This is a genomic window from Salinicola sp. CPA57, from assembly GCF_003206035.1.
Lineage (GTDB): Bacteria > Pseudomonadota > Gammaproteobacteria > Pseudomonadales > Halomonadaceae > Salinicola > Salinicola socius.
In genome coordinates this window covers 240,122-263,442 of the sequence record NZ_PZJR01000003.1, presented here as the reverse complement: position 1 = coordinate 263,442, position 23,321 = coordinate 240,122, and the positions used below count along the sequence as shown (strand labels likewise).

Annotated in this window: 20 protein-coding genes; 4 read left to right on the top strand and 16 right to left on the bottom strand. The window is 62.6% G+C overall.

The annotated features are described in order from the left end of the window. Window positions 1–32: 32 nt before the first annotated feature. From lepB to rpoE, 6 genes are all read right to left on the bottom strand, one after another. Entirely contained in the window at window positions 33–821 is a 789-nt protein-coding gene (gene lepB / locus DOM36_RS03505) for a signal peptidase I (protein WP_075568849.1), read from the bottom strand. An 11-nt stretch (window positions 822–832) separates the two neighbouring features. Then, on the bottom strand, window positions 833–2,650 hold the full coding sequence (gene lepA, locus DOM36_RS03500) for a translation elongation factor 4 (protein ID WP_075568850.1): 1,818 nt from the start codon (window positions 2,648–2,650) through the stop codon (window positions 833–835). 198 nt (window positions 2,651–2,848) lie between these two features. After that, the gene (locus DOM36_RS03495) at window positions 2,849–4,270 is read right to left on the bottom strand and encodes a DegQ family serine endoprotease (protein ID WP_110641373.1); all 1,422 of its coding nucleotides are present in this window, start codon (window positions 4,268–4,270) and stop codon (window positions 2,849–2,851) included. A gap of 235 nt (window positions 4,271–4,505) precedes the next feature. Then, window positions 4,506–5,579 carry a MucB/RseB C-terminal domain-containing protein gene (locus tag DOM36_RS03490; RefSeq protein ID WP_110641371.1) on the bottom strand — a complete coding sequence of 358 codons (1,074 nt, stop codon included), beginning with the start codon at window positions 5,577–5,579 and terminating at the stop codon, window positions 4,506–4,508. Beyond that, entirely contained in the window at window positions 5,579–6,364 is a 786-nt protein-coding gene (locus DOM36_RS03485) for a sigma-E factor negative regulatory protein (protein ID WP_075568853.1), read from the bottom strand. The genes DOM36_RS03490 and DOM36_RS03485 overlap by 1 nt, the downstream gene beginning before the upstream one ends. A gap of 288 nt (window positions 6,365–6,652) precedes the next feature. Next, window positions 6,653–7,258 carry an RNA polymerase sigma factor RpoE gene (gene rpoE, locus DOM36_RS03480; protein WP_075568854.1) on the bottom strand — a complete coding sequence of 202 codons (606 nt, stop codon included), beginning with the start codon at window positions 7,256–7,258 and terminating at the stop codon, window positions 6,653–6,655. A 348-nt stretch (window positions 7,259–7,606) separates the two neighbouring features. Between rpoE and DOM36_RS03475 the strand changes: the two genes are divergently transcribed. Then, window positions 7,607–8,689: a 3-deoxy-7-phosphoheptulonate synthase gene (locus DOM36_RS03475; protein ID WP_075568855.1), complete on the top strand. Its 1,083-nt coding sequence runs from the start codon at window positions 7,607–7,609 to the stop codon at window positions 8,687–8,689. A gap of 223 nt (window positions 8,690–8,912) precedes the next feature. On the opposite strand, the gene dinG is transcribed toward DOM36_RS03475, so the two are convergent. Together dinG and rhlB are read right to left on the bottom strand one after the other, a co-directional pair. Beyond that, complete coding sequence (gene dinG / locus DOM36_RS03470) at window positions 8,913–11,066, bottom strand: ATP-dependent DNA helicase DinG (protein ID WP_110641369.1); 2,154 nt, start codon at window positions 11,064–11,066, stop codon at window positions 8,913–8,915. 100 nt (window positions 11,067–11,166) lie between these two features. Beyond that, entirely contained in the window at window positions 11,167–12,456 is a 1,290-nt protein-coding gene (rhlB, locus tag DOM36_RS03465) for an ATP-dependent RNA helicase RhlB (protein ID WP_075568857.1), read from the bottom strand. A 379-nt stretch (window positions 12,457–12,835) separates the two neighbouring features. Here rhlB and DOM36_RS03460 point away from each other — a divergent pair, with 379 nt between their 5' ends. Both DOM36_RS03460 and xthA read left to right on the top strand, forming a co-directional pair. After that, the gene (locus DOM36_RS03460) at window positions 12,836–13,087 is read left to right on the top strand and encodes a hypothetical protein (protein WP_075568858.1); all 252 of its coding nucleotides are present in this window, start codon (window positions 12,836–12,838) and stop codon (window positions 13,085–13,087) included. Beyond that, the gene (gene xthA / locus DOM36_RS03455; RefSeq protein WP_110641367.1) at window positions 13,087–13,905 is read left to right on the top strand and encodes an exodeoxyribonuclease III; all 819 of its coding nucleotides are present in this window, start codon (window positions 13,087–13,089) and stop codon (window positions 13,903–13,905) included. Before DOM36_RS03460 ends, xthA begins: the two co-directional genes overlap by 1 nt. Before the next feature lie 173 nt (window positions 13,906–14,078). Here the strand turns inward: xthA and DOM36_RS03450 are convergent, their stop codons facing one another. The 8 genes from DOM36_RS03450 to DOM36_RS03415 form a co-directional block, all read right to left on the bottom strand. Continuing rightward, window positions 14,079–15,287: a hypothetical protein gene (locus DOM36_RS03450; protein ID WP_110641365.1), complete on the bottom strand. Its 1,209-nt coding sequence runs from the start codon at window positions 15,285–15,287 to the stop codon at window positions 14,079–14,081. Between the two features lie 2 nt (window positions 15,288–15,289). Then, on the bottom strand, window positions 15,290–16,066 hold the full coding sequence (locus DOM36_RS03445) for an energy transducer TonB (RefSeq protein WP_110641363.1): 777 nt from the start codon (window positions 16,064–16,066) through the stop codon (window positions 15,290–15,292). After that, the gene (locus tag DOM36_RS03440; RefSeq protein WP_110641361.1) at window positions 16,066–16,473 is read right to left on the bottom strand and encodes a biopolymer transporter ExbD; all 408 of its coding nucleotides are present in this window, start codon (window positions 16,471–16,473) and stop codon (window positions 16,066–16,068) included. Before DOM36_RS03440 ends, DOM36_RS03445 begins: the two co-directional genes overlap by 1 nt. Beyond that, window positions 16,466–16,999 carry a MotA/TolQ/ExbB proton channel family protein gene (locus DOM36_RS03435; protein WP_110641359.1) on the bottom strand — a complete coding sequence of 178 codons (534 nt, stop codon included), beginning with the start codon at window positions 16,997–16,999 and terminating at the stop codon, window positions 16,466–16,468. The genes DOM36_RS03440 and DOM36_RS03435 overlap by 8 nt, the downstream gene beginning before the upstream one ends. Continuing rightward, a complete protein-coding gene (locus DOM36_RS03430) occupies window positions 16,983–18,389 on the bottom strand; it encodes a MotA/TolQ/ExbB proton channel family protein (protein WP_232823714.1) in 1,407 nt (468 codons plus the stop codon). Before DOM36_RS03430 ends, DOM36_RS03435 begins: the two co-directional genes overlap by 17 nt. Further along, entirely contained in the window at window positions 18,386–19,225 is an 840-nt protein-coding gene (locus tag DOM36_RS03425) for a DUF3450 domain-containing protein (RefSeq protein WP_232823713.1), read from the bottom strand. The genes DOM36_RS03430 and DOM36_RS03425 overlap by 4 nt, the downstream gene beginning before the upstream one ends. Before the next feature lie 273 nt (window positions 19,226–19,498). Continuing rightward, window positions 19,499–20,425, bottom strand: coding sequence for an FAD-binding protein (locus tag DOM36_RS03420; RefSeq protein WP_110641357.1), 927 nt, complete (start codon window positions 20,423–20,425; stop codon window positions 19,499–19,501). Window positions 20,426–20,439: 14 nt separating this feature from the next. Next, a complete protein-coding gene (locus DOM36_RS03415; protein WP_075568865.1) occupies window positions 20,440–21,201 on the bottom strand; it encodes an electron transfer flavoprotein subunit beta/FixA family protein in 762 nt (253 codons plus the stop codon). Between the two features lie 413 nt (window positions 21,202–21,614). On the opposite strand from DOM36_RS03415, the gene DOM36_RS03410 reads away from it, so the two are divergent. Continuing rightward, entirely contained in the window at window positions 21,615–23,300 is a 1,686-nt protein-coding gene (locus tag DOM36_RS03410; RefSeq protein ID WP_110641886.1) for an electron transfer flavoprotein-ubiquinone oxidoreductase, read from the top strand. The last annotated feature ends 21 nt before the right edge of the window (window positions 23,301–23,321 follow it).

Sequence of the window (23,321 nt, the reverse complement as noted above, 5' to 3'; positions counted from 1 at the left end):
AGATCAACCGGGATTCTCCGGTTATATGAGAATCAGTTTATCTGGCGTACCGTGCTGAAGCTAGGTAAACCGCCATCCCAATGCATCCATACCGCGAACGCCTTGCCGACGATGTTCTTTTCGGGTACGAAGCCCCAGTAGCGGCTATCGTTGGAGTGGTCGCGGTTGTCACCCATCATGAAATATTCATGATCGGGGACGACGATTTCCCGCATCTGCGGCCCGGGACTCTGAGGATTGTTGAAGATGCTGTGATCGACGTCGCCCAGATGTTCCTGGAACAGCTCTTCGCCCGGGGCTTCCGCCGGATCGGGATCGATCATCGATTTGGAGACCGGCTCGCCGTTGACGTAGAGCTGCTTGTTTTGGTAGCGAATGCGATCGCCCGGCAGACCGATGACGCGCTTGATGAAATTGACCGATGGATCCTGCGGGAATCGGAAGACCATGACGTCACCCCGTTCGGGCTCGCCAATATCCGCAATCTCGGTATTGATGACCGGTAGCCGCAGCCCGTAACTGAACTTGTTGACCAGGATGAAATCGCCGATCTCGAGCGTCGGTCGCATCGAGCCGGAAGGAATCTGGAACGGCTCGATAACGAAACTGCGCAGAATCAGCACGATCAGCAGCACGGGGAAAAAGGAGCGAGCATAGTCGACCGGCCAGGGGTCCTTGTGGACCGTCGACGTTTCACTCCCTTGCGTCTCGGCAGCGGCCTGCTGGCGTTGGCGACGCGAGCGGCGCCAGAACAGGCTATCCAGCAACCAGACCACGCCCGTGATGGCGACAGCCAACACCAGTAACAACGAAAAATCCATGCGGTGTTTTCCTACTCGTTCATTTTGAGAACGGCAAGGAACGCATCCTGGGGTATTTCGACACGACCCACCTGCTTCATGCGTTTCTTGCCGGCTTTCTGCTTCTCCAGCAATTTCTTCTTGCGCGAGGTGTCGCCGCCGTAGCATTTGGCCGTCACGTTCTTGCGCAACGCCTTGACCGTTGACCTTGCCACCACATGGCCGCCGATCGTGGCCTGAACCGCCACGTCGAACATCTGACGCGGGATCAGCTCTTTCATCTTGTCGACCAGAATTCGACCGCGGGAATGTGCGTGATCCCGGTGAATGATCAACGCCAGCGCATCGACGCGTTCACCGTTGATCAGAATATCCAGGCGCACCAGCTTGGCCGCCTCGAATCGCTCGAAGCTGTAGTCGAGCGATGCATACCCCTTGGAGATCGACTTGAGCCGGTCGAAGAAGTCCATGACGACTTCGGCCATCGGCAGTTCGTAGACGAGCTGCATCTGGCTACCCAGCACCTGCATGTCGAGCTGGACACCGCGACGGTTGACGCACTCGGAGATGACGTTACCCACGTATTCCTGCGGCACCAGAATACTGGCTCGCACGATCGGTTCGCGCATCTCCGACACGTTGGCCATGTCGGGCAGCTTCGACGGGTTGGAGATGGTGACCAGCTCGCCGTTATCCATCAACAGCTCATAGTTGACCGTGGGCGCCGTGGTCAGCATGTCGATGTCGTATTCGCGTTCCAGCCGCTCCTGGACGATCTCCATGTGCAGCGTGCCGAGGAAGCCGACCCGGAAGCCGAACCCGAGCGCATCGGAGTTCTCCGGCACATAGTCCAGCGAGGCATCGTTGAGCGCCAGCTTCTCGAGCGCGTCACGGAAGTCTTCGTAATCGTCGGAGCTGACCGGGAACATGCCGGCATAGACCTGCGGCTTCACCTTCTTGAAACCGGGCAGGCGCGCTACGTCCTTGGTCTTGGTGTGGGTAATGGTGTCGCCCACCGGCGCGCCCTGGATGTCCTTGATCCCGGCGATGACGAAGCCCACTTCGCCGGCCCGCAGAATGCCCGTGGAATTCTGCTTGGGCGTGAAGTAGCCGATATCCGTCACATCCCAATCGCGACCGGTGGACTTCATCCGGATCTTGTCACCTTTCTTCAGCGTGCCGTCGAACAGCCGCACCAGCGAAACCACACCCTGATAGTTGTCGAACCAGGAATCGATGATCAACGCCTGAAGATTGCCTTCGCGGTCGCCTTGCGGGGGCGGGATGTCACGCACCAGGCGCTCGAGCAGAAGATCGATGTTGAGACCGCTCTTGGCCGATACGCGTATTGCATCGTGCGCGTCGAGGCCAATGATCTCCTCGATCTCGTGCGCCACCTTATCGGGGTCGGCCTGGGGCAGATCCATCTTGTTGAGAACCGGCAGGACCTCGAGGTTCTGTTCGATGGCGGTGTAGCAGTTGGCAACCGACTGCGCTTCGACGCCCTGAGCGGCATCTACTACCAGCAGTGCGCCCTCGCAGGCGTATAGCGAGCGCGAGACCTCGTAAGAGAAGTCGACGTGTCCCGGCGTATCGATGAAGTTGAGCTGGTAGGTGTGACCATCCTGAGCTTGGTAGTCGAGCGTCACCGACTGCGCCTTGATGGTAATGCCACGCTCGCGCTCGAGATCCATGGAGTCGAGCACCTGCTCCTTGAGCTCGCGTTCGGTCAAGCCGCCACAGAACTGGATGATGCGGTCGGCGAGGGTCGACTTGCCATGATCGATGTGGGCGATGATCGAGAAGTTACGGATGAACTTCAGTTGCTCGTTACTTGCAGCGTCTGCCATTGAAACCTTACCGGTAATTTGTACGCGCGCGGTCCGCACGAAGTGGTGTGGTCAAGTCGCGCGGTTGATTACGAATTTGGCGCATTGTACCGACATGGCCGAGGCAAGGACAGCAACAACCGGAACGCCCGCAGCCCCGCTTTTGCGGGGCTGCGTGACGAGCCTGGACTTACGCTATCCGTATCCGTCCGACGCGACTCATTTGTCCGACTTCAGGCGCAGCGCCACGAACAGCGAGTTGCCTTCGCGGACGATACGCACCGGAATGGCGCGGTCATCATCGGCCTTCTTGACGGCATCGATCAGCTGATCGGCGCTATCGACCGGCTTCTGATCGAAGCTGACGATCACATCTCCCGGCTGAATGCCTGCCGCTGCCGCTGCTCCGCGCGGATCGACGCGGCGTACCAGCGCCCCCTTGTCGAGATCCAGCTGCTGCTTTTCCTGTTCGTTGAGATCACTGATCGCGATCCCCAGCTGGGTCTGGTCGCCGGAGGACTTGCTGGACGGCGATCCATCGGCAGCCGTATCTTCCGGCCAATCTCCCACGGTCACGTCGATCTGGCGCTTGTCGCCGTCACGCAGGACCTGCAGCTCGACCTTGTCCCCCGGTGCCACCTGACCGATCAGTCGCGGCAGCGCAGTGGAGTCATCGATAGCGGAGCCGTCGGCGCTCAGAATGACATCGCCTGCCTTCAGGCCGGCCTTCTGGGCGGGGCTGTCGTCGCTGACATCGGAGACCAGCGCGCCGTTGGTATCGTCGAGTCCGAACGATTCGGCAAGATCCTTGGAGACCGGCTGGATCACCACGCCCAGCCAGCCGCGACTCACATGCCCTTCGGTGCGCAGCTGATCGGCCACATTCATGGCAACGCTGATCGGCACCGCGAACGACAGACCCATGAAGCCGCCGCTGCGCGTATAGATCTGCGAGTTGATGCCCACGACCTCGCCGTTGAGGTTGAACAACGGACCGCCGGAGTTACCCGGATTGATGGCGACGTCGGTCTGGATGAACGGCACATAGGTTTCACTGGGCAGCGTTCGGTTGATTGCGCTGACGATACCAGCCGTTACCGAGTGATCGAAGCCGAAGGGAGAGCCGATGGCAGCCACCCACTCACCGGCTTCGAGACTGTCGGAGTCACCGATCTTGAGCGTAGGCAGATCGTTGGCGTCGACCTTGAGCAGAGCCACATCGGTCCGGGCATCGAAGCCCACCAGCTTGGCTGGCAGTTCCCGTCGATCGTTGAGCCTTACCATGATCTCGTCGGCATCCTTGACCACATGGGCATTGGTCAGAATGTAGCCGTCCTTGCGAATGACGAAGCCGGAGCCCAGCGACTTGCGCTCCTCATCGCCCTGACCCAGGGGTCCGCCAGGCATCGGCGGCATCTGGTCACCGAAAAAGCGTCGAAATATCTCAGGGATATCCTGCTGGCCGTACATGCCATCAGAGGCACTCACGGTGCTGGTCGTGGAAATATTGACCACGCCGGGCGCAGCCTGTTTGACCAGCTGCGTGAAATCAGGAAGATCGCGAGCCTGCGCTGCCTGGGCGGAAACTAAAGTGACGACCATCAATAGCCAGGGAGCGAACCATCTTGTCATGCGTTCCATTAAACACTCCTACACCGGATGAAGACTCTTGCGAGTCACACGTTGCGCAACCGACGAACGCAAGAGATAAAACGGCAAAGACAAACCTTGCGCCGTCGAGTCGTCGCCGCCTCCATACAGGAAGCGGCGACCACATTCATTGATGCGTAAATACGGAGAGAGTTCAACGGGATGTAAAGTTTCTTTGCACGGAAGGCGGAGGCCATGGCAGATCACCAAGGCGGAAACAGGCACATCAGGATCCGCCCGCAGACTCCGTCGACCCGGAATCGCTTTGACTCCCCACGGCCTCGCTGGCGGATTCTGCATCGGGGCTATCGTCGCCTTCGCTTGCGCGCCACGTTACCCGAGTCGCGATGCGGGCCAGCACCTCGGCAGGTGCCTCTCCCAGCACCAGTATCTGCATCGGACGCCCCTCATGATTGACATGACGAACCGCCGCATAGGAGATGCCAAGCCGGTGCAAACCGGGCAGCAAGGCGCGCCGGTCCGTGGTAATGGGCTCGACGAACAAGCTGATGCTGGTCAGGCCATCGCTGTAGAGCTGATGCTCGACGCGAGCGCTCCGACCCGGACTGTCGGGAGGAACAGGCTGCCTGGTGAATCCGGCGGGCAGCCATTGCGCCTGCCACGGCGAGTTCCCGGGAGGCTGACCGGGTCCCAGGCTGAGTGTATCGGTGTAAGGCGTGGGATCCTGCAGGTCGGTAATCTGGAAGGTTTCGAGAATCTGGCCGTCGACCCCGATCATTTCGCGTTTCAGCGGCAACAACGTCTCGCGATCCAGCCAGAGACGGTAGCCGTACCGGAGGCCATCCTGAGGCTCGATGTCCAGGCGCCAGGCAGGCCGCCCGGCAATGCGTTCGAGCTCCACCGGCTGAAGTTCGTAGTGCTGGGCGATCTGGCGAGTCAACACGCCAGGCGCGACGCCCGCGGTAAAACCCAGCGAGCCGTTCACAGCCTTGTCGACGCTCCCCCGCTTCTCGATGGAAACAGGTGGACCATCCAGAAATTTCGCCGACTCGGTCTCGATACCCTGTTCCACGCGATGCGTCAGCGCCACGGTTCTGACACCATCGAAACTGATCCGCACTGCCCGCGCGCTGAAGTTATAACAGTGACTGGCCCAGAGACTGCGCAAGAACAGCGCCTCGGGCGCGACATCGTCGTCGGCCGAGCCAGCCAGGTCCCGACAATCGAAGGTTTCCGGAGCCGCTGGCTGCTCGGACGACGACTGAGCTAGAGCGGCGCCGGGCAGCGCCAGCAGGGAAAGCACCGCGACACGACACGCCCATGGATGGCACCGAAACATCAACGAGCTTCCGTGGCTCCAGCGCCGTCGATCTGCGCGGAGAGCGAGCCCGGCGTGCGAAGCAATGGCATCCAGTTGTCACCGGTGCTGTAGGCGGCACCGGCCGAGTGACGTTCGAGATAGGACTGCAGCGTCTGCGCCTGTTCTCTGTCGACGCTGGGCGACTGACGTGTGCTAGGCGACATGAACATGGGCTGCATCACCTGCTCGCCGACAGTCATCAGACCGTTACCGCCGCCACCGCTCAGGCCGCCACTACCGAAGCTTCCTCCGCCCAGCGTGTAGGGTAGCCCGCTGGAGACCGGTGCCTGCATGGAAGCCTGCATTGCGCCGCCCTGACCGGCGCCGACATCGTCGGAAGCCAGCGTGGCCTGCGCGCCTTCGCTACCCGAAGATACCCCGCTACTCGCCGCCACGTCGGATGCAGTGGTGGTGCCACCGAAGCGGCCGTTGTAAACCTGGACGCCGGTGATCACCATGAGCGACACGGCCGCCGCCATGGCAGCCCCACCCATCATGGAGAACGAATGGCGCCTGGTCGGCTCACTGGCGGATTCCCGCACGGGATGCGGTTCATCCGCCAGAGCTGCCATCACGCCACCGGAGATATCGATGTCGACGATCGCATCCCGCTCGCGCCGCATCATGCTGCGCGCCAGATGATATCGACGCCAGACATCGGAATCAGGCGACGGCGCGCTCATGGTCTTCAGCACTCGTCTCAGATCGAACTCGTCGGCTTCGTTATCCATCAAGGCGGAAAACGATTCATGTACCTGCTTCATAGTCACACCCTCACACTCGCCTTTCGGCTTGCCACGTGTTGAATGACGGCGACACTCAGGGCGACACCTGGAAGCGCATCGACTCACTTGTCGAAAACCGCATGCGCTGACCCAACACCTGCGTCACCGGCCCATCGTCGTCTGTCGCGTCACCAGGCGACGACGTCTTGGCTATCACCTGCCCCACTATGACGACAGAAATCGGCGACAGTTCATTTTCGATTCATCTTTCGCGATTCGATCGTGTCTCGGCTTCTAAAGATGGCTCGGGATCGACTGCCGGGACCATCAGGCGTCATTGACCGCATCGCGCTTGCCATGTTCCAGCAGCGGTTCGATATGCTTGTCGACCGCCTCCCGAGCGCGAAAGATCCGCGATCGAACGGTGCCCACCGGGCACTCCATGATCGTGGCAATATCTTCGTAGGAAAGACCGTCGAACTCGCGCAGCGTGATCGCGGTACGCAGATCATCCGGCAACTGCTCGATCGCCTTGAACACGGCTGCCTCGAGCTGATCGCGGGCGATTGCCGCTTCCGGAGATTCGATATCCGACAGTCGCCCGCTCTGATCGACGAGCTCTGCATCGCTGATGTCCAGATCGCTGCCCGGCGGACGACGACCCCGCGAAACCAGATAATTCTTCGCGGTATTGATGGCGATGCGATACATCCAGGTATAGAACGCGCTTTCGGCGCGGAAACTCCCCAGCGCCCGGTACGCCTTGATGAAGGCTTCCTGAGCCACGTCCTGCACTTCGGAGTGATCCTGAACGTAACGGCTTATCAGGCCGAGGATCTTGTGCTGATACTTCTTTACCAGAAGATCAAAAGCTCGGGTATCCCCTTTCTGCGCGCGTTCGACGAGTTGCTGATCGGTCTCTCGGACACCCATTCAACGCCTCCCCGAACGACTGGGCACCGGCAGTTGCAGAACCGAAAACGGCGGAACAACAGAGTGATGACAATGATGATGACTAGGAGACAATACGCTCATGATCCAACCTGGAGCCTCTAAGGCTCACGATTCAATGACAGGCGTGCAACTTATAACAGAAACGATGGATTAGCACGCGAAGCCGGCCCAGTGTTGACGTTTTGCCCCGCCCCATCAAGTTGCCGACTCGGCAACTCGACGCCGACACCCAAGGCGAAACGGGTTCGGAAAGTTGATTTTTATACCCCGCAACCTCCATAGTACGCGCTCCACGCGCAGTCACCATCAGAGTCAACGGGCCCCAGCATGTCGGAACAGCAGGTCAACAATCTCAACGTTCTTTCCCAGGATGTCCTGATTACCCCGGAAGCGTTGAAGCAGAACATTCCGCTCACGGAATCCGCCGAGCGCACTGTCATCGAAGGGCGCCAGACCATCCAGCGCATTCTCGATCGTGAAGATCCTCGTCTGCTGGTGGTCATCGGTCCGTGTTCGATTCACGATCCGGATGCCGCTCGCGACTACGCCAGACGTCTTCGCAAGCTTGCCGACGCCGTCAGCGACAGCCTCTATATCGTGATGCGCGTCTACTTCGAGAAGCCTCGCACGACCATCGGCTGGAAAGGATTGATCAACGATCCACACCTGAACGATTCATTCGAGATCGAAGAAGGCCTGCACATCGCTCGCCGGCTGCTGGTGGATCTTGCCGAGATCGGTCTGCCGCTGGCCACAGAGGCGCTGGATCCGATCTCGCCGCAGTACCTGCAGGACTGCATCAGCTGGTCTGCCGTGGGGGCCCGGACCACCGAATCCCAGACCCACCGTGAAATGGCCTCGGGCCTCTCCGGCCCGGTTGGATTCAAGAACGGTACCGACGGCAGCCTCGACGTGGCAGTCAACGCGTTGCAGTCGGTGGCCAGCCCGCACAATTTTCTGGGGATCGACCAGGCCGGCCAGGTGGCGGTCATCCGCACGCGGGGCAACGCCTACGGTCACGTGGTGCTGCGCGGTGGCAATGGCAAGCCCAACTACGACAGCGTCAGCGTCACGCTGGCCGAACAGGAACTGCACAAGGCAGGCCTCAAAGCCAACCTGATGGTCGACTGTTCGCACGCCAACTCCAACAAGGATCCGGCACTACAGCCGCTGGTCATGGAGAACGTGACCCACCAGATTCTCGATGGCAATCGCTCGATCATCGGCCTGATGATCGAGTCGAACATCGGCTGGGGCAGTCAGAAAATCCCCGAGGATCGTAGCCAGCTCGAATATGGCGTCTCGATCACCGACGCCTGCATCGACTGGCCGACCACCGAGCGCGCACTCATGGAGATGGATGTACAACTGAAAACTCCGCTCCTGTCGCGCCAGCAGTCCGCCGACTGATTCGAAATCGACTGTCCCCGACACGGCCAGGTTTCAAACAGGACGCCCGGCGCTGGGTTAACAGCGCCGGGCGTCTTCATGTGGAGCGTCAGCGGCTTTTTGAGCCCGTACGATCGAGTGGGTGATGTTCTGCAAACGAAGGTTCAGCAAAGGCCAAAGTTCTGCAAAGTGAGGTTTGGCGAAGGCCGAGGTTTGGCAAAGGCTGAGGCTGGCAACGGCTGAGCTAAGGCTTGGCCGGCTCGCCCGATTCCACGCCCTCGATCTGGCGTCGAAACGGCGGCAATGCATCCAGCAATGCCTTGCCATAACGCCGGGTCAGGACACGTCGGTCCAGCAGCGAGATACGACCGCTGTCGTTCTCCTTGCGGATCAGCCGCCCGCACGCCTGCACCAGCTTGATCGATGCATCCGGCACCGAAATGCGCATGAACGGGTTGCCGCCCTGGCTCTCGATCCACTCGGCGAGCGTCGCCCCGACGGGGTCGTCCGGCACCGAGAACGGCAGTCGGGTAATCACCACATGGGTCAGGTAGCGGCCGGGAAGATCGATGCCTTCGGCAAAACTCGCCAACCCGAAAATCAAGCTGCCGCTGTCGGCATCGACCGCCTTGCGGTGGCGCTCCAGCAACTCGCGCTTGGGCAACCGGTCCTGGGAAAGCAGACGCGACGCCCATGGCTCCGGCAAGGCATCCGCCACGCTACGCAACTGCTTGCGTGAAGAGAACAGCACCAACACCGCTTCGTGGTCATCGAGCCCTTCGATGAACTGGACGATCGAGCGGTCGTGAGCCATGGCGTCCCCCGGCTCGACCGCCTCGCGCGGCACGCTGAGAATGGCGCGGGAATAATCGAACGGGCTCGGCAGACGCTGATAGCGATAGCGATTGGCCAGCCCCGCCCGCTCCTGCAACCGTTCGAAGCGGTTGAGCGCGGTCAGCGTCGCCGACGTCACCACCGCCCCGTAGCAGCTGCCCCAGAGATGCCGGGCCAGCGTTTCCGCCGCCGATACCGGGCTCGCCGAGAACGTCAGCTCCGGCTCGCCGCCGAAACTCTGGAACGTCAGCCAGCGCGCCTGGGGGGCCTGCCCTGCCGGGTCAGGCTTGGCCATGGCCGTCCACAGCGAGTGCGCCTCCAGCGCGCGACCGTGCAGTAATGCCGTCAACGGCAGCCACGGCTCGGCCTGCTCACGCGGAAGCCCGGTCGACTTGTCCGGGTCGAGACTCTCGCGAAGGATATCGCTCATTGTCTCGAGATCCCGTGACAGCTCGGCAAAGGGTATGACCAGCTGCTGAGCAAGCTCGATCAGCGATTGCGGGGCACGGCCGTTGGGGAAGCGAAAGTGCTGTGTTTCGTCGCCAGCGCCGGTTTCGAGCCCGGCAATCTGGTGGCCCATGGCATAGGCATCGCCCAGCCTGGGTTCCAGCGCCGCGATTCGCTCGGGAAAGGTCGCCAGCAGTCGGGCCAGCGTCGGCTGAGCGCCCAGCGCAGTATTCAATTCGGTCAACGACTTCTTCAGCGTACGCAACCAGCGCAGCGTGGCGTTGATTCCAAAGCGATGGTAGAAGTGATCCAGCGCCTTGTCCGGCAGATGGTGCCCTTCATCGAAGACGTAGATGCAGTCCTTGGGCGACGGCAGGATCATTCCCCCGCCCAGCGCGAGATCCGCCAGCACCAGATCATGATTGGCGACGATGATGTCGGCCTGATCGAGATGTCGGCGCGAACGAAAATAGGCGCAGGCGCCGAAATGGCCGCAACGGCGGTTGGTGCACTGACGATGATCCACCGTCAGCCGCCGCCAGTCCCGGTCGTCGATAGCCACCGGCCAGCTGTCCCGATCCCCTTCCCAGTTACCGGAAGCGTAGGTATCGGCCATCTCCTGGATCAACTGCGGAAAGTCGCCGCCCGCATCGGTGGCGATGGTCTGCTCGAACAGCGACAGCGTCGGGTTGGGCTCGGCGCCTTCCAGCGCCTGATCCAGCTTGGCCACGCAGAGGTAACGCCCCCGCCCCTTGGCCAGCGCGTAGTCGAAGTCGAGCCCGCTGTGGGCCTTCAGCATGGGCAGGTCCTGATTCAGCACCTGCTCCTGCAGAGCCACCGTGGCGGTGGCCACGACCAGCCGCTTGCCGCGGGCCTTGGCCACCGGCAAGGCCGCCAGTAGATAGGCGAGCGTCTTGCCGGTGCCAGTGCCCGCCTCGAGCACGCACACGTGCTCGTTGGAGGTTCTCTTGCCCTGGTCATCCTGCTCGATCGACGCCAGCGTGCGCGCGATCTCCGCGATCATCAGACGCTGGCCGTAACGCGGCGTGAGCTCCAGCCCTTCGAGCACGCGCCGGTAAGCCTCTTGAATCTCCTGCTTGAGGGGTGCGTCGAGCATGCGCTTTCCGGAACGAAGATCAGGGAAGATCGCCCACCGAGGGTGGGCGATCGGCAGAGCCGAGTCGTCGATGATCTCGGTCGTTCAAGACATCATCGGCTTACGACATCATGGACTCGGGCGGATGCTCGCAGGGGAGCTTGCCGTTGATGTAGTTTTCGATCTCGGGCAGCGAGAAGGCATCCTCTTCACCGACGAAGCTGATCGACACGCCCTTGGCTCCAGCACGGCCGGTACGTCCGATACGGTGGACGTAGTCCTCGGGGTCTTCCGGCAGCGTGAAGTTGATGACGTGGCTGACGTCCTCGATGTGGATCCCGCGTCCGGCGACATCGGTCGCCACCAGTACGGTCACTTCGCCTTCGCGGAAACGCTCCAACGTCTTGATCCGCTGATTCTGCGGCACATCGCCGGAAAGCATGGCCGCGTTGATGCCCTGATCGCGCAGCATCTGATCCAGCTCCCGCACCAGGTCGCGTCGATTGCCGAACACGATGACCCGTTCCATCGCTTCCTGACGGACCAGATTGAACAGCAGCTTGCGCTTTTCGCTGTCGCCGACCAGATAGACCCGCTGATCGATATTGGCAGCGTTGTCGGTGGTCACCTCGATCTCGACGTGCGCCGGATTCTGGGTCCACTGCTCGGAGAGACCGAGAATATCCGGCGTGAAGGTGGCCGAGAACAAAAAGGTCTGGCGTTCCTCGCGCTTGGGCGTATAGCGAATGATGCGCTTGACGTCCGGGATGAAACCCATCGACAGCATGCGATCGGCCTCGTCCAGCACCAGCACCTCGACCTGGGACAGATCGATATCCCGCTTCTGCTGGAAATCGAGCAGTCGTCCCGGTGTCGCCACCAGAATATCCAGATTCTTGCTCAGCTGATCACGCTGCTTCTGGTAGTCCATGCCACCGACGACGCTCGCCACATGCAGCGACGTGAAACGCGACAACGCCTTGGCGTCCTTCTCGATCTGCAATGCCAGCTCGCGGGTCGGCGCGACGATCAGCGCACGCGGCGTTCCCGGCTTCTGCCCATCCGGCGCTTCCTCTTCCAGGAAGTAGGCCAGCATCGAGATCAGGAAGGCCGCTGTCTTGCCGGTACCGGTCTGCGCCTTGCCGACCACGTCGCCGCCGAGCAGCGTGTGCTTCAGGGCTTCGGCCTGGATCGGCGTGCAGTACTCGAAACCCTCTGCCTGGATCGCTCGCATCAGTGACGTCGGCAGGTCGAAATCATGAAACCGCCAGCGTCCGGCTACGGGCTCGACCTGAAACTGCTTCAGCGACCAGTTGGAAGTGTTCCGCGACTGCGATTTGCGTGGCTTGCGCCGACGCCGCTTGGGTCTACGGTTCTGTGCCGGGGCCTGGGTGTTGTCAGACTCACTCATAGTTATGACGAATGTCCGAAATCGATTGACGGTTTGACTCGCGATGGCTGACGCCGTCAACGGCACGGCGGGAGAGGCATGCACGCCTTTTGAGGCGTTACCTCGCCGCGATGGTCGACGACTTCGCAAGGGCTACGCCCAACGCGAGCCGACGCTATTGTACCAGCCTGACCCGCTAACGTCGCGAGCCCAGTCGATCAACGTCAGCGAACCAGGCCGAACATCGATGCGAACGAGGCGCTCTTGGTAACCGATGGCACGACCGGCGCTGCCTGTTAGAATGCCACACAACGCTTCTTGGTGAGTGTTGGCCGATCAGATCCGCGCTCACGCTCGACTCTCTCTTGCCCGATTTTGCTGAAACTGACAGGTTGCGCGCATGACTCGCAGAAAAAAGACCCGGTCGCTGGCCGACAAGGTGACGATCCGTACCGGCAAGCGCAAAGACTATCGCCGCTGGCGCCATGACCATCCCGATGAAGTCGCTCCGTCGCGCCGCTTCGTCGACAAGAAAACCCAGCAGCGAAAACTGCAGGCCGAGCGAAAGCGGCAGCGCCAGAGTGCCCCGCCGCTGCCGCTGCATTCGTCCGGCGTCGATGGTGACGCCTCGAACAAGGAGGGCTCCGACTGATGCGCCTGGTCTGTTTCAACATCAACGGCATCCGCGCTCGACTGCATCAGCTCGCCGCGCTGATCGAATCCCACGCACCGGATATCATCGGTCTGCAGGAGACCAAGGTTCAGGACAGCGAATTCCCCCGCGAAGCGGTGGAAGCCATGGGTTATCACGTCCACTTCCACGGACAGAAAGGCCACTACGGCGTCGCGATGCTGACCAAAGCCGCACCGAAAGCCGTGCACTACGGCTTGCCGGATGATGGCGAGGAGGCGCAGCGCCGCCTGATCGGCGTGACGCTCGATATGGGCGACGGTGAACCGCTGACGGTCTGGAACGGCTATTTTCCTCAGGGCGAGAATATCGCCCATCCGACCAAGTACCCCAACAAGCGCGCTTTCTATGCCGGTCTCAACAAGTTGCTGGAAACGCAGCATCGGCCGTCCGAACGTTTGGCGATCATGGGCGACTTCAATATCTCGCCGGCGGATATCGATATCGGTATCGGTGAAGACAACCGCAGGCGCTGGCTACGTGAAGGCAAGACCAGCTTTCAGCCCGAGGAGCGCGAGTGGCTGGAACGTCTCAAGGCGTGGGGGCTACAGGACAGTTACCGACGCTGCCACCCGGAGAGCAGCGACTATTTCAGCTGGTTCGACTACCGCTCAAAGGGCTTCGATCGCGAACCCAAGCGCGGGTTGCGGATCGACTATATCCTGGTCACCGAACCGCTGGCCCTGGCCACGCGGCAGGCCGGTATCGACTACGATCTCCGCGGCATGGAGCGGCCATCCGACCATGCCCCGGTGTGGACCGAGTTCGCGCTGGATTGAGATGATTTGACGCAAGCCGAGTCGATCGGTGAGCGCCGCGATGCCACGAGCTCGCGGGATCCGAAACGGCGATGCCCGGATTCCCCAGGCGTCGCCGTTTTCGTTCCCTATCGCGTCCCGCGTTGGCAGCCGCCTTTCGCCCGGCCTGCCCAACCTGGCGCCCAATCCACCGTCTAGCCCAGCGAATCCAGCCACTGCTGCGCCTGCTCGACGCCCGCCGCCTTGGCCTGACGAAACGCCTTGCGCGCTACATCGGGCCGGTCGAGCTGCGTGGCGGCGATGCCCTGCAGCAGCCAATCGCGGCCGGAAATCTCGCCACCCGACCGGCGCAAACCGGCAAGTGCGTCCAGCGTCGTCTGCCATTCACCCCAACCGTAAGAGAGCTCGGCCAACTGCTGCCAGTCCTGCGCCCGATCGCTTCGTTCGGCCAGTGTCTGCCATGCCGCCAGCGCCTGATCATGATGGCGCGCCGCCGTCCACGCCTCGGCAAGCAGGCGAAGATTCGCGGTACTGGAATCCAGCTGGCCACTGTCCAGCCATCGAGTCAGATGCTCGCCGGCACGTGCCGGCGTTCCACCCGCGATATGCAACCTGGCCAGTTGCAGCAGGTCGTCGTTCGAGGTCAATACGCCGCGTCGCCAGCCGCTTTCCCAGATTGCGGCGGCACGGCCGTCATCGCCAGCTTGCCGGGCGAGCGCGGCGGCGCGACGCCATGCATCGGGCGAATTCCCGCCGTCGCCCAACAGCGCCAGCGCATCGTCGAAACGCCCCGTCTGCTGATAGACGGTACTCGCCAATTGCCGTTGCGACGGGCTCCAACCCCCTGTATCCGACTCACTTATACGATCGAGCGAGTCGGCCGCGGCCGACCACTCTTTCAGCGAGGCGCGCACCTGGACCAGTAGCCAGCGTGAGGCGTCGTCGCCGCCGCTGCGCTCGACCCACCGTGTCAACAGATCCGCACCCTGCCGGGTCTGGCCGGCGCTCAGACGCAAACGCGCTTCCTGATAAAGCCAGGAGAGACGGCGGGTATCGGGAACGTCGTCGATGCGACGCGCTTCGGCGAACTGATCCGCAGCCTCGGCGTCATTCCCCTGCTGGGCATTGGCCGAGGCCGCCAGTTGCAGAAACAGCGCGCGCGCCCAACGATCCGCGGCATTGCCCCCTTCGAGACGCGCGGCCGAGGCCGCGGCGCGCGAGGCCACCGCCGCGTCCTCGCCGGCCTTGAGCTGCGACTGCATCGACTGCAGCGTCTGGATCATGTCCGCACGCAGCGCCGGACCCTCGGCCTCCACCGGCGGGACGCCGCCGAGACTGAACAGAATCGCCGTCACCAGAGGCAGGTAGCGCTTGCCCGGACGGCAGCCCTTCTTGGAATTCACGATCAGCCCTCCAACTGGAACTGGATACGCTGAGTGGCGCGCCGAACATCGTCCGCCGGCGGAAACCGCCATTGGGACACGGCCTCTTCCACCGCACGATCGAAGACGTTCGCCGGATCGGCATCGATCACTCGCAGGCTGTCGGTATCGACGCGCCCGTCGGGTTGAATGATGAAACTGACCTCCACATACCCTTCCATACCCCGACGGCGCGCGCGCATCGGATAGGACGGATTGACCCGACTGGTAGGCTGCAGCTGGCCGACATCGCGGGGAGACGCCTGCGTGCCCTGCGGCGGCCGCTGCGGCGCGGGATCGGGCTGGGCCGGGCCATTCGCGGCTTCGGGCTGGGGCGCCGCTTCCGCCACGGTTTCTGGCGTCGGCTGTGGCTCCGGATCAGCCTCGGGTTGCGGTTGTGGCTTCGGCTCGGGCTCCGGCCGCGCCTCGCTCAGCTCGGGTAGCGACTCATCCAGCGTCAGATCCGGCGTCTGCATTGGTGGGGTATCGGGCTCCGGGATTTCCACCGGGCTTGGCGCCTCAGCCGCGGGGACGGGGGTCGCTGCCGGCGGTGGCGGCGGCGCACTCGGAGGGGTCGGCAATGCCGGCGAGGTTGGCGTCGGCTCTGCCTGCTGCTGATCTGGCGAATCGACCATCGAGATCGCCGTCGGCGTCACCACCTGGGTCCGATCCGGCACCGGCGGTGCCACCAGCAGCGCCAACAGATAGAACAACAGCAACGCCAGCAGCGCGCCACCCGCCAGCCCGACCAACCTGCGCATCAGCCGGCGCCCCGATTGGCAGCCACGGCAACGTTTTCGACACCGGCCTGATGGATGCGATCCATGACCTGGATCAGCAAGCCGGTCGTCGAGTTCTTGTCGGCCTGGACCACGACGCTGCCATCACCGGAGACCAGTTGCGCGACACGAACCCCGACGCGATGGGCGTCCACCGCCTCGCCGTCGACCCAGATCGCACCTTCGCCGGTGATGGCGACCAGCACCTGGGTGTCCTGGCGTGCCGTTGCCTCGCTCGACTCGGGCCGCTGGATTTCGACGCCACTCTCCTTGATGAAACTGGTGGTGACGATGAAGAAGATCAGCATGATGAAAACGACGTCCAGCATCGGCGTCAGATCGATGCCGGTCGAGTCGTCACTGGCTTCCCGCAAGCGACGCCTACGCATGAGAGTCCTCCACGGCGCGGGCCATGCGGTCATGGAGCCGCTGATCCTCGCGCCGAATGATCTGTTCCAGACGAGTGACAAAAAGCAGCCCGACCACGGCGACGGCCATCCCGCAAAGCGTCGGCAGCGTGGCCTGGGCAACGCCGTCGGCCATCGCTCGGGCCTGGCTGCTCTCGGTCAGGGCCAGGCTATCGAATACCTGGATCATCCCGGTCACCGTTCCCAGCAGGCCGAGCAATGGGCAGATCGCGATCAGCAGCTTGAGCCACGGCAATGGCAGGCGCAGCCGGGCGATCAACTCGCTCGTCCACACTTCACGTAGCGTCAGCGCACTCCAGCTCGAGTGATCGCGGCGTCGAATCCACGCCTCGATCAACACCCGACGGGCACGTCGATGGGTGAACCGCCAATAGAACAGACGCTCCAGCGAAATCGCGAACAGCACCATTGCCACCAGCATGATCAGCACCAGCACCTCGCCGCCGGCACTGATCAGCCAGCGGATAGGCTCAAGCGTGAGCACCATGACGGCGCTCCTCGGCGTGGGCGACAGCGATCGTTTCGGCCTCGAGATGCTCGGCCAGAACCGCGCTGGCACGGCCTTCCAGCAGCCCGATCAATCGACGGCTGCGGCTGTTCAAAGCGGTATTGACGAACAGTAGCGGTACGGCCGTGATCAACCCGAGAACGGTAGTGACCAGCGCCTGGCTGATGCCACCCGCCATCAGCTGCGGATCGCCGGTGCCGAACACCGTGATCGACTGAAAGGTGACGATCATGCCGGTCACCGTGCCCAACAGGCCCAGCAACGGCGCGACGGCGGCGATCAGCTTGACGATCGGCTGCCCCCGTTCCAGGCGCGGCTGCTCTGCCAACAGCGCTTCGTCGAGACGCGCCTCCAGCGCTTCCGGGGCATGATCGCGGCCCAGAGCGGCAAATCGCTTGAGGACCCGCCCCAGCGGATTGTCTTCGCTGAGCGCCTCGGGCTGCCGCATCTGTCGGCGCATACGCGCGCTGACCTGCAGCAGATAGCCGTATTGGAGCAGTGCCACCAGCAGACCGACGAGTCCCAGCGCGACGATCACGTAGCCGACGTAGCCGCCCTGCTCGAAGCGCTCCCACAGGCTCGGCTGCTGGGATAGCGCACTCAGCACGTCGCCATCGGTCGGATCGATCACGATCTGGTTGCCGTCTCCCTGTTGAAACGCCTGCAGCGCCTGACGGGCATCCCTCGGCGTTGCCGCGAATACCGAGAGGCGTCCGTCATCGCCAACTCGCTGCAGCAGATCGCCATTGCTGAACGCCACGGTGTCACCCAGGCGAACCACATCACGCTGAGTGACATCGCCATCCGCACGGGCCACCGGAGCCTGAAACCTTACACCGCGCCCACTTTCCGCGATCAGCCCCGCCAGGTCCTGACGTACCTGATTCAAAGTCTGCAGATCGACCAGACCCCGATCGTCGAGACGAGGCGGCAGTTGAGCGTTACCCCCGATCGTCAGCCAGCTCTCGCCCAGCGCGTCCCGAAGCTCGCTGGCCTGCTGCTTGACGATCCCGGATATGTCCCCGATGTCGCCAGCCTGCTCGTTACGCTGCTGCTGCAGCGCCGTCAGCTGCTGTTGCTGAGCGGACTGGCGGGATTCCAGCTGATCGCGTTTGGCCTGAGCCGCCTGCAGACGCTGCTGGGCATCCGCAACGGCCTGCTGCAGCGCCTGCCGATCATCGAGCAACGTCTCCAGCCGCTGACTATCGCGCTGTTCGGCTGCCTGGCTATCGGCGCGGAACGACTCCAGTACCTGCTGCATCGACGGCACATCGCCACCGCCGGCGCCACCCGCTTGCGCACCGGCGACGCCGGGCAACAACGTCATCGCCGCGACGGGCAATGCCAACCACCATGCGTGACGTGTCATGACTGTCCCTCCGCCGCTGACTGACCATCTTCGACGACCAGCGATGCCGGCAGGTGCAGCAGCGCCGGCGCGCTCTGATCCTGGGCGATCCGGATGCCGCGACGCACTTCACTGATCTGGTCACCGTTCAAGGCTTCCCACTCGTCGTTGGCGACGCTCCAGACACCACCGGCCCGATCGTTCGGCGTCACGTAGTACCAGCCCGTCCGTCCGACCCGGAGATAATCGACTTCCCGCGCGAGCTGACTACCCTGGCTTGCCGCATCGGACTGTGCCCCCTCGAGCGGACCACTCCACTGATCCATCTCCCGCCCGTAAGCGAGCTCGGCACGCCAGGCGGAGAAGATTCGCTGCAGCTTGTCCGCCTGGGACGCGTCGTCGCTGGACAGCATCTGCTCCAGGTCGTCGACGCGAGCCAGACGCTCGTCACGCAGAAATGGCATGTCGGCACCGATCATGGCGCGCAGTTGCTCGACCATGTCGCGCAACTCGCCCGGCAGCGCCTCTCGGGTCACATTGATCTGGGTCAGCGCCTGCTTCTCGGACGCGATACGCTTGGCCTGATTATCGACGATCGGCGCCAGCTCGGCGTTGTAGCTCTCGAGCCGATCGGCTTGCTGGTTGGCCTGACGCAGCTGCTGCAAGGCTTCCCGGGTGGCGTCGTCGGCGTCATCGATACGCTGTTGAAGTGCGGCCTGGGTCTGTTGGGCCTGAATACTGGCCTGACTGAGCGAGTCCTGTGCCAGTGCCGTACCGACGCCGACCAGGTTCAGGGCGGCGAGGAGCGACGTCAGCAGACGCCGGCCTTCTCGTTTCCGCGAAAAATCATGCACCACGCTATCTCCTTGCGTATGAGCAGTAACCACGGGCGGGTGGCGAGCGCCGTCAGGGGGCGTGGGACCACTGCCTGCGCATCTTCGACGCGGCCCTGACCGGCGGTGTCACGAAGCTGAATTCGACGCGATACGCTAATACAAACAAGAACAATTATCAATCCGTATAAGATAGCTCAGCATCTGACATCGGATGTTCGCTCCGTCAGACGACTGCGAGGCACAAAAAAGCCGGTGCCAAGGGCACCGGCTTGCTGACTCGCTTCAGCGCGTCGGTTACAGCTTCTGTTCCAGCTCGGGCAGGATCTCGAACAGATCGCCCACCAGACCGTAGTCGGCGACCTGGAAGATCGGCGCGTCGTCGTCCTTGTTGATCGCAACGATCACCTTGGAGTCCTTCATGCCGGCCAGATGTTGAATCGCGCCGCTGATACCCACCGCAATGTAGAGATCGGGGGCGACGATCTTGCCGGTCTGCCCGACCTGCATGTCGTTGGGTACGTAGCCGGCATCGACAGCAGCGCGCGAGGCGCCGACGGCGGCACCCAGCTTGTCGGCAATCCCGTTGAGCAGCTTGAAGTTGTCGCCATTGCCCATGCCACGGCCGCCGGAGATCACCACGCGGGCGCCGCTCAGCTCCGGTCGCTCGTTGTGGGCCAGTTCTTCACCGATGAACCGCGATAGATCGCTGTCGGCCACGAACGCCAGCGCCTCGATCGTCGCCGTTCCGCTTTCGCCCACCGCGTCGAATGCCGTGGTGCGCACGGTGATCACCTTGAGCGAATCACCGGACTGCACCGTCGCGATGGCATTACCGGCGTAGATCGGGCGCTTGAAGGTATCGGCACTCTCGACACTCAAGATTTCGGAGATCTGAGAGACATCCTTGAGCGCGGCGACACGCGGCAGCACGTTCTTGCCATCGGTCGATGCTGCGGCCAGCACATGGCTGTAATCCTCGGCCAGTTGTACCAGCAGATCCGCCAGCGGCTCGGCCAGCTGGTGCGCGTAAGCCGCGTTGTCGGCAACCCGTACCCGCGAAACGCCGTCGAGCCTGGCGGCCGCCTCGGCAACACCTGCCACATTCTCGCCGGCAATCAATACGTCGACCTCACCGCCGATGGCCCGCGCGGCAGCGACGACATGCGCGGTGCCCGCAGCCAGGCGCCCTTCGTGGTGTTCGGCCAGAACCAGAGTCCTCATGAGATCCGCTCCTATCAAAGCACTTTGGCTTCGTTCTTGAGTTTGTCGACCAGCTCGTCCACGGAGCCCACCTTGACGCCGCCCTTGCGCTCGGCCGGGGTCTCGACCTTGAGCAGGGTCAGGCCGCCGGTCACGGCCACGCCCAGCGCTTCCGGCGTCGTGGTTTCCAGCGGCTTTTTCTTGGCCTTCATGATATCCGGCAGCTTGGCATAGCGTGGCTCGTTCAGGCGCAGGTCGGTGGTCACCACCGCCGGCAACTTGAGCGCAATGGACTGCAGGCCGCCATCGATCTCGCGAGTGACACGAACCTGGCCTTCCTCGACGCCATCACCGAAGGCAATCTCGGAGGCGAAAGTACCTTGCCCCATACCGGTCAGTGCCGCCAGCATCTGGCCGGTCTGGTTGTTGTCGGTATCGATCGCCTGCTTGCCGAGAATGACCAGATCGGGCCTCTCTTCGTCGACCACGCCCTTGAGCAGCTTGGCCACCGCCAGCGACTCGACGTGCGCATCGGTCTCGACATGGATGGCGCGATCCGCACCCAGCGCCAGCGCCGTGCGCAGCTGTTCCTGGGCAGCCTTGGGGCCAACCGTAACGGCGACGATCTCGGTGGCGACGCCCTTCTCCTTGAGACGGACGGCCTCTTCCACCGCGATCTCGCAAAACGGATTCATGGCCATCTTGACGTTGGTCAGGTCCACGTCGGAGTGATCCGGCTTGACCCGGATCTTGACGTTGTAATCGATGACGCGTTTGACCGCGACGAGTACTTTCATGGGTGTCCTCGCAGGCTAATGACAGGCCGACCCGGTAGAGCTCGGTCGGCAGTGACGATCGGGATGTGAATGATCGTCATCGTGAGGTGATACAGGCAACAAAAACGTCGGCGGAGACAGGATCACGCCGACGCAGGCTTGGGTCAACTCGGCCCTCTCACTGCTCCTCACGGCACCAGCATGGTGCGCCTTCGGGACAGGATTGGGCGAAAATGCGATGATAGCGCATCAGAGGGGTGCTGCCGAAGCAGCACCTTCGCATAAGAACAGCGCCTGATGGCATAACATCAGGCACCTGACCAGCGTTAGGCGATAACAAAGGCGGTCAACAGCCGCCGGCGCACAGACCGAGCAGACGTGAAGGCGCACGTTCTGCCAGCAAGCGAGGAGACAGGGTTTTGGAACGTGAATCCATGGATTTCGACGTCGTGATCGTAGGCGCAGGCCCCAGCGGGCTATCGGCGGCATGCCGCCTGATGCAACAGGCGAACGAGGCCGAGCGGGAGTTCTCGGTCTGCGTGGTCGAGAAGGGGTCGGAAGTCGGAGCCCATATCCTCTCCGGCGCCGTTTTCGAACCCCGTGCGCTGTCGGAGCTGTTCCCGGATTGGGCCGAACGTGGCGCGCCGCTGAACACGCCCGTGCTGCGCGATGAACTCTACCTGCTGAAAGACGCCGACAAGGCGCAGAAACTGCCCAACGCGCTGGTGCCGAAGTCGATGCACAACACCGCCCGGGCTGATTCGACCGGGGATGGCTCGACCGGCGCCGGCGACCGGAACTACGTCATCAGTGCCGGCAACCTGTGCCGCTGGCTGGGCGAGCAGGCCGAAGCGCTCGGGGTCGAGATATTCCCAGGCTTTGCCGCGCAGGAAGCGATCGTCGATGACGCGGGCGTCGTACGCGGCATCATCACCGGCGACATGGGCGTCGCCGCCGACGGTAGCGAAACCGCCAACTACATGCCCGGCATGGAGTTACGCGCCAGGTACACGCTGTTCTGCGAAGGGGCCCGCGGTCATATCGGCAAGCAGCTGATCGCCCGCTTCGAGCTCGATGCCGGTCGCGATCCGCAGCACTACGCCATCGGCTTCAAGGAGCTTTGGGATGTGCCCGCCGAACAGCACGAGCCAGGTCTGGTCCTGCACGGTTCCGGCTGGCCCTTGAATGACAGAAATCATGGCCGCGACAGCCACGGCGGCTGGTTTCTCTACCATGGCGACAATCAACAGGTCATGGTGGGGCTGATCGTCGATCTGGCCTATCGCAACCCTTATCTTTCGCCTTTCGACGAATTCCAGCGCATGAAGCACCACCCGCTGCTGAAACGTCAGCTCGAGGGCGGCAAGCGAGTGGCCTACGGCGCTCGTGCGATCACCAAGGGCGGCGCCAACTGCCTGCCCAGGATGACGATGCCGGGCGGCCTGCTGCTCGGCTGCGATGCCGGCACGCTCAACTTCGCCAAGATCAAGGGCATTCACACGGCGATGAAGTCCGGGCTGATCGCAGCGGAAACGGTATTCGCGGCGATTGCCGCCGGCGACGCGGGCGGCAAGGAGCTTACCGACTTCACTCAAGCCTGGGAGGCGAGCTGGGCATGGCAGGAGCTGCAAGCCAGCCGCAGCTTCGGTCCAGCGATCCACAAGTTCGGTACCGTCGGCGGTGGCGCTTTCAATCTCATCGATCAGTGGCTGGGCGGGAAGTTACCGGTCCAGCGCGACACCACGCCGGATCATCAGCTGAATACTGCCGCGGAATCGTCGCCGATCGACTATCCCAAACCGGACGGCAAGCTCTCCTTCGACAAACCGTCGTCGGTTTTTCTGTCGAATACCAATCACGACGAGAACCAGCCCTGCCACCTCAAGCTCAGCGATCCCGATACTCCGATCGAGAAAAACCTGCCGGCATACGCCGAGCCTGCGCAGCGCTATTGTCCGGTCGGGGTCTATGAAGTGGTCGAGGAAGCGGGAAAACCGCAGTTCCGGATCAACTTCCAGAACTGCATCCACTGCAAGACCTGCGATATCAAGGATCCGTCCCAGAACATTACCTGGGTGGCGCCGGAGGGCGGCGGCGGGCCCAACTATCCCAACATGTAATGGCGCATCAGCGCCGAACAT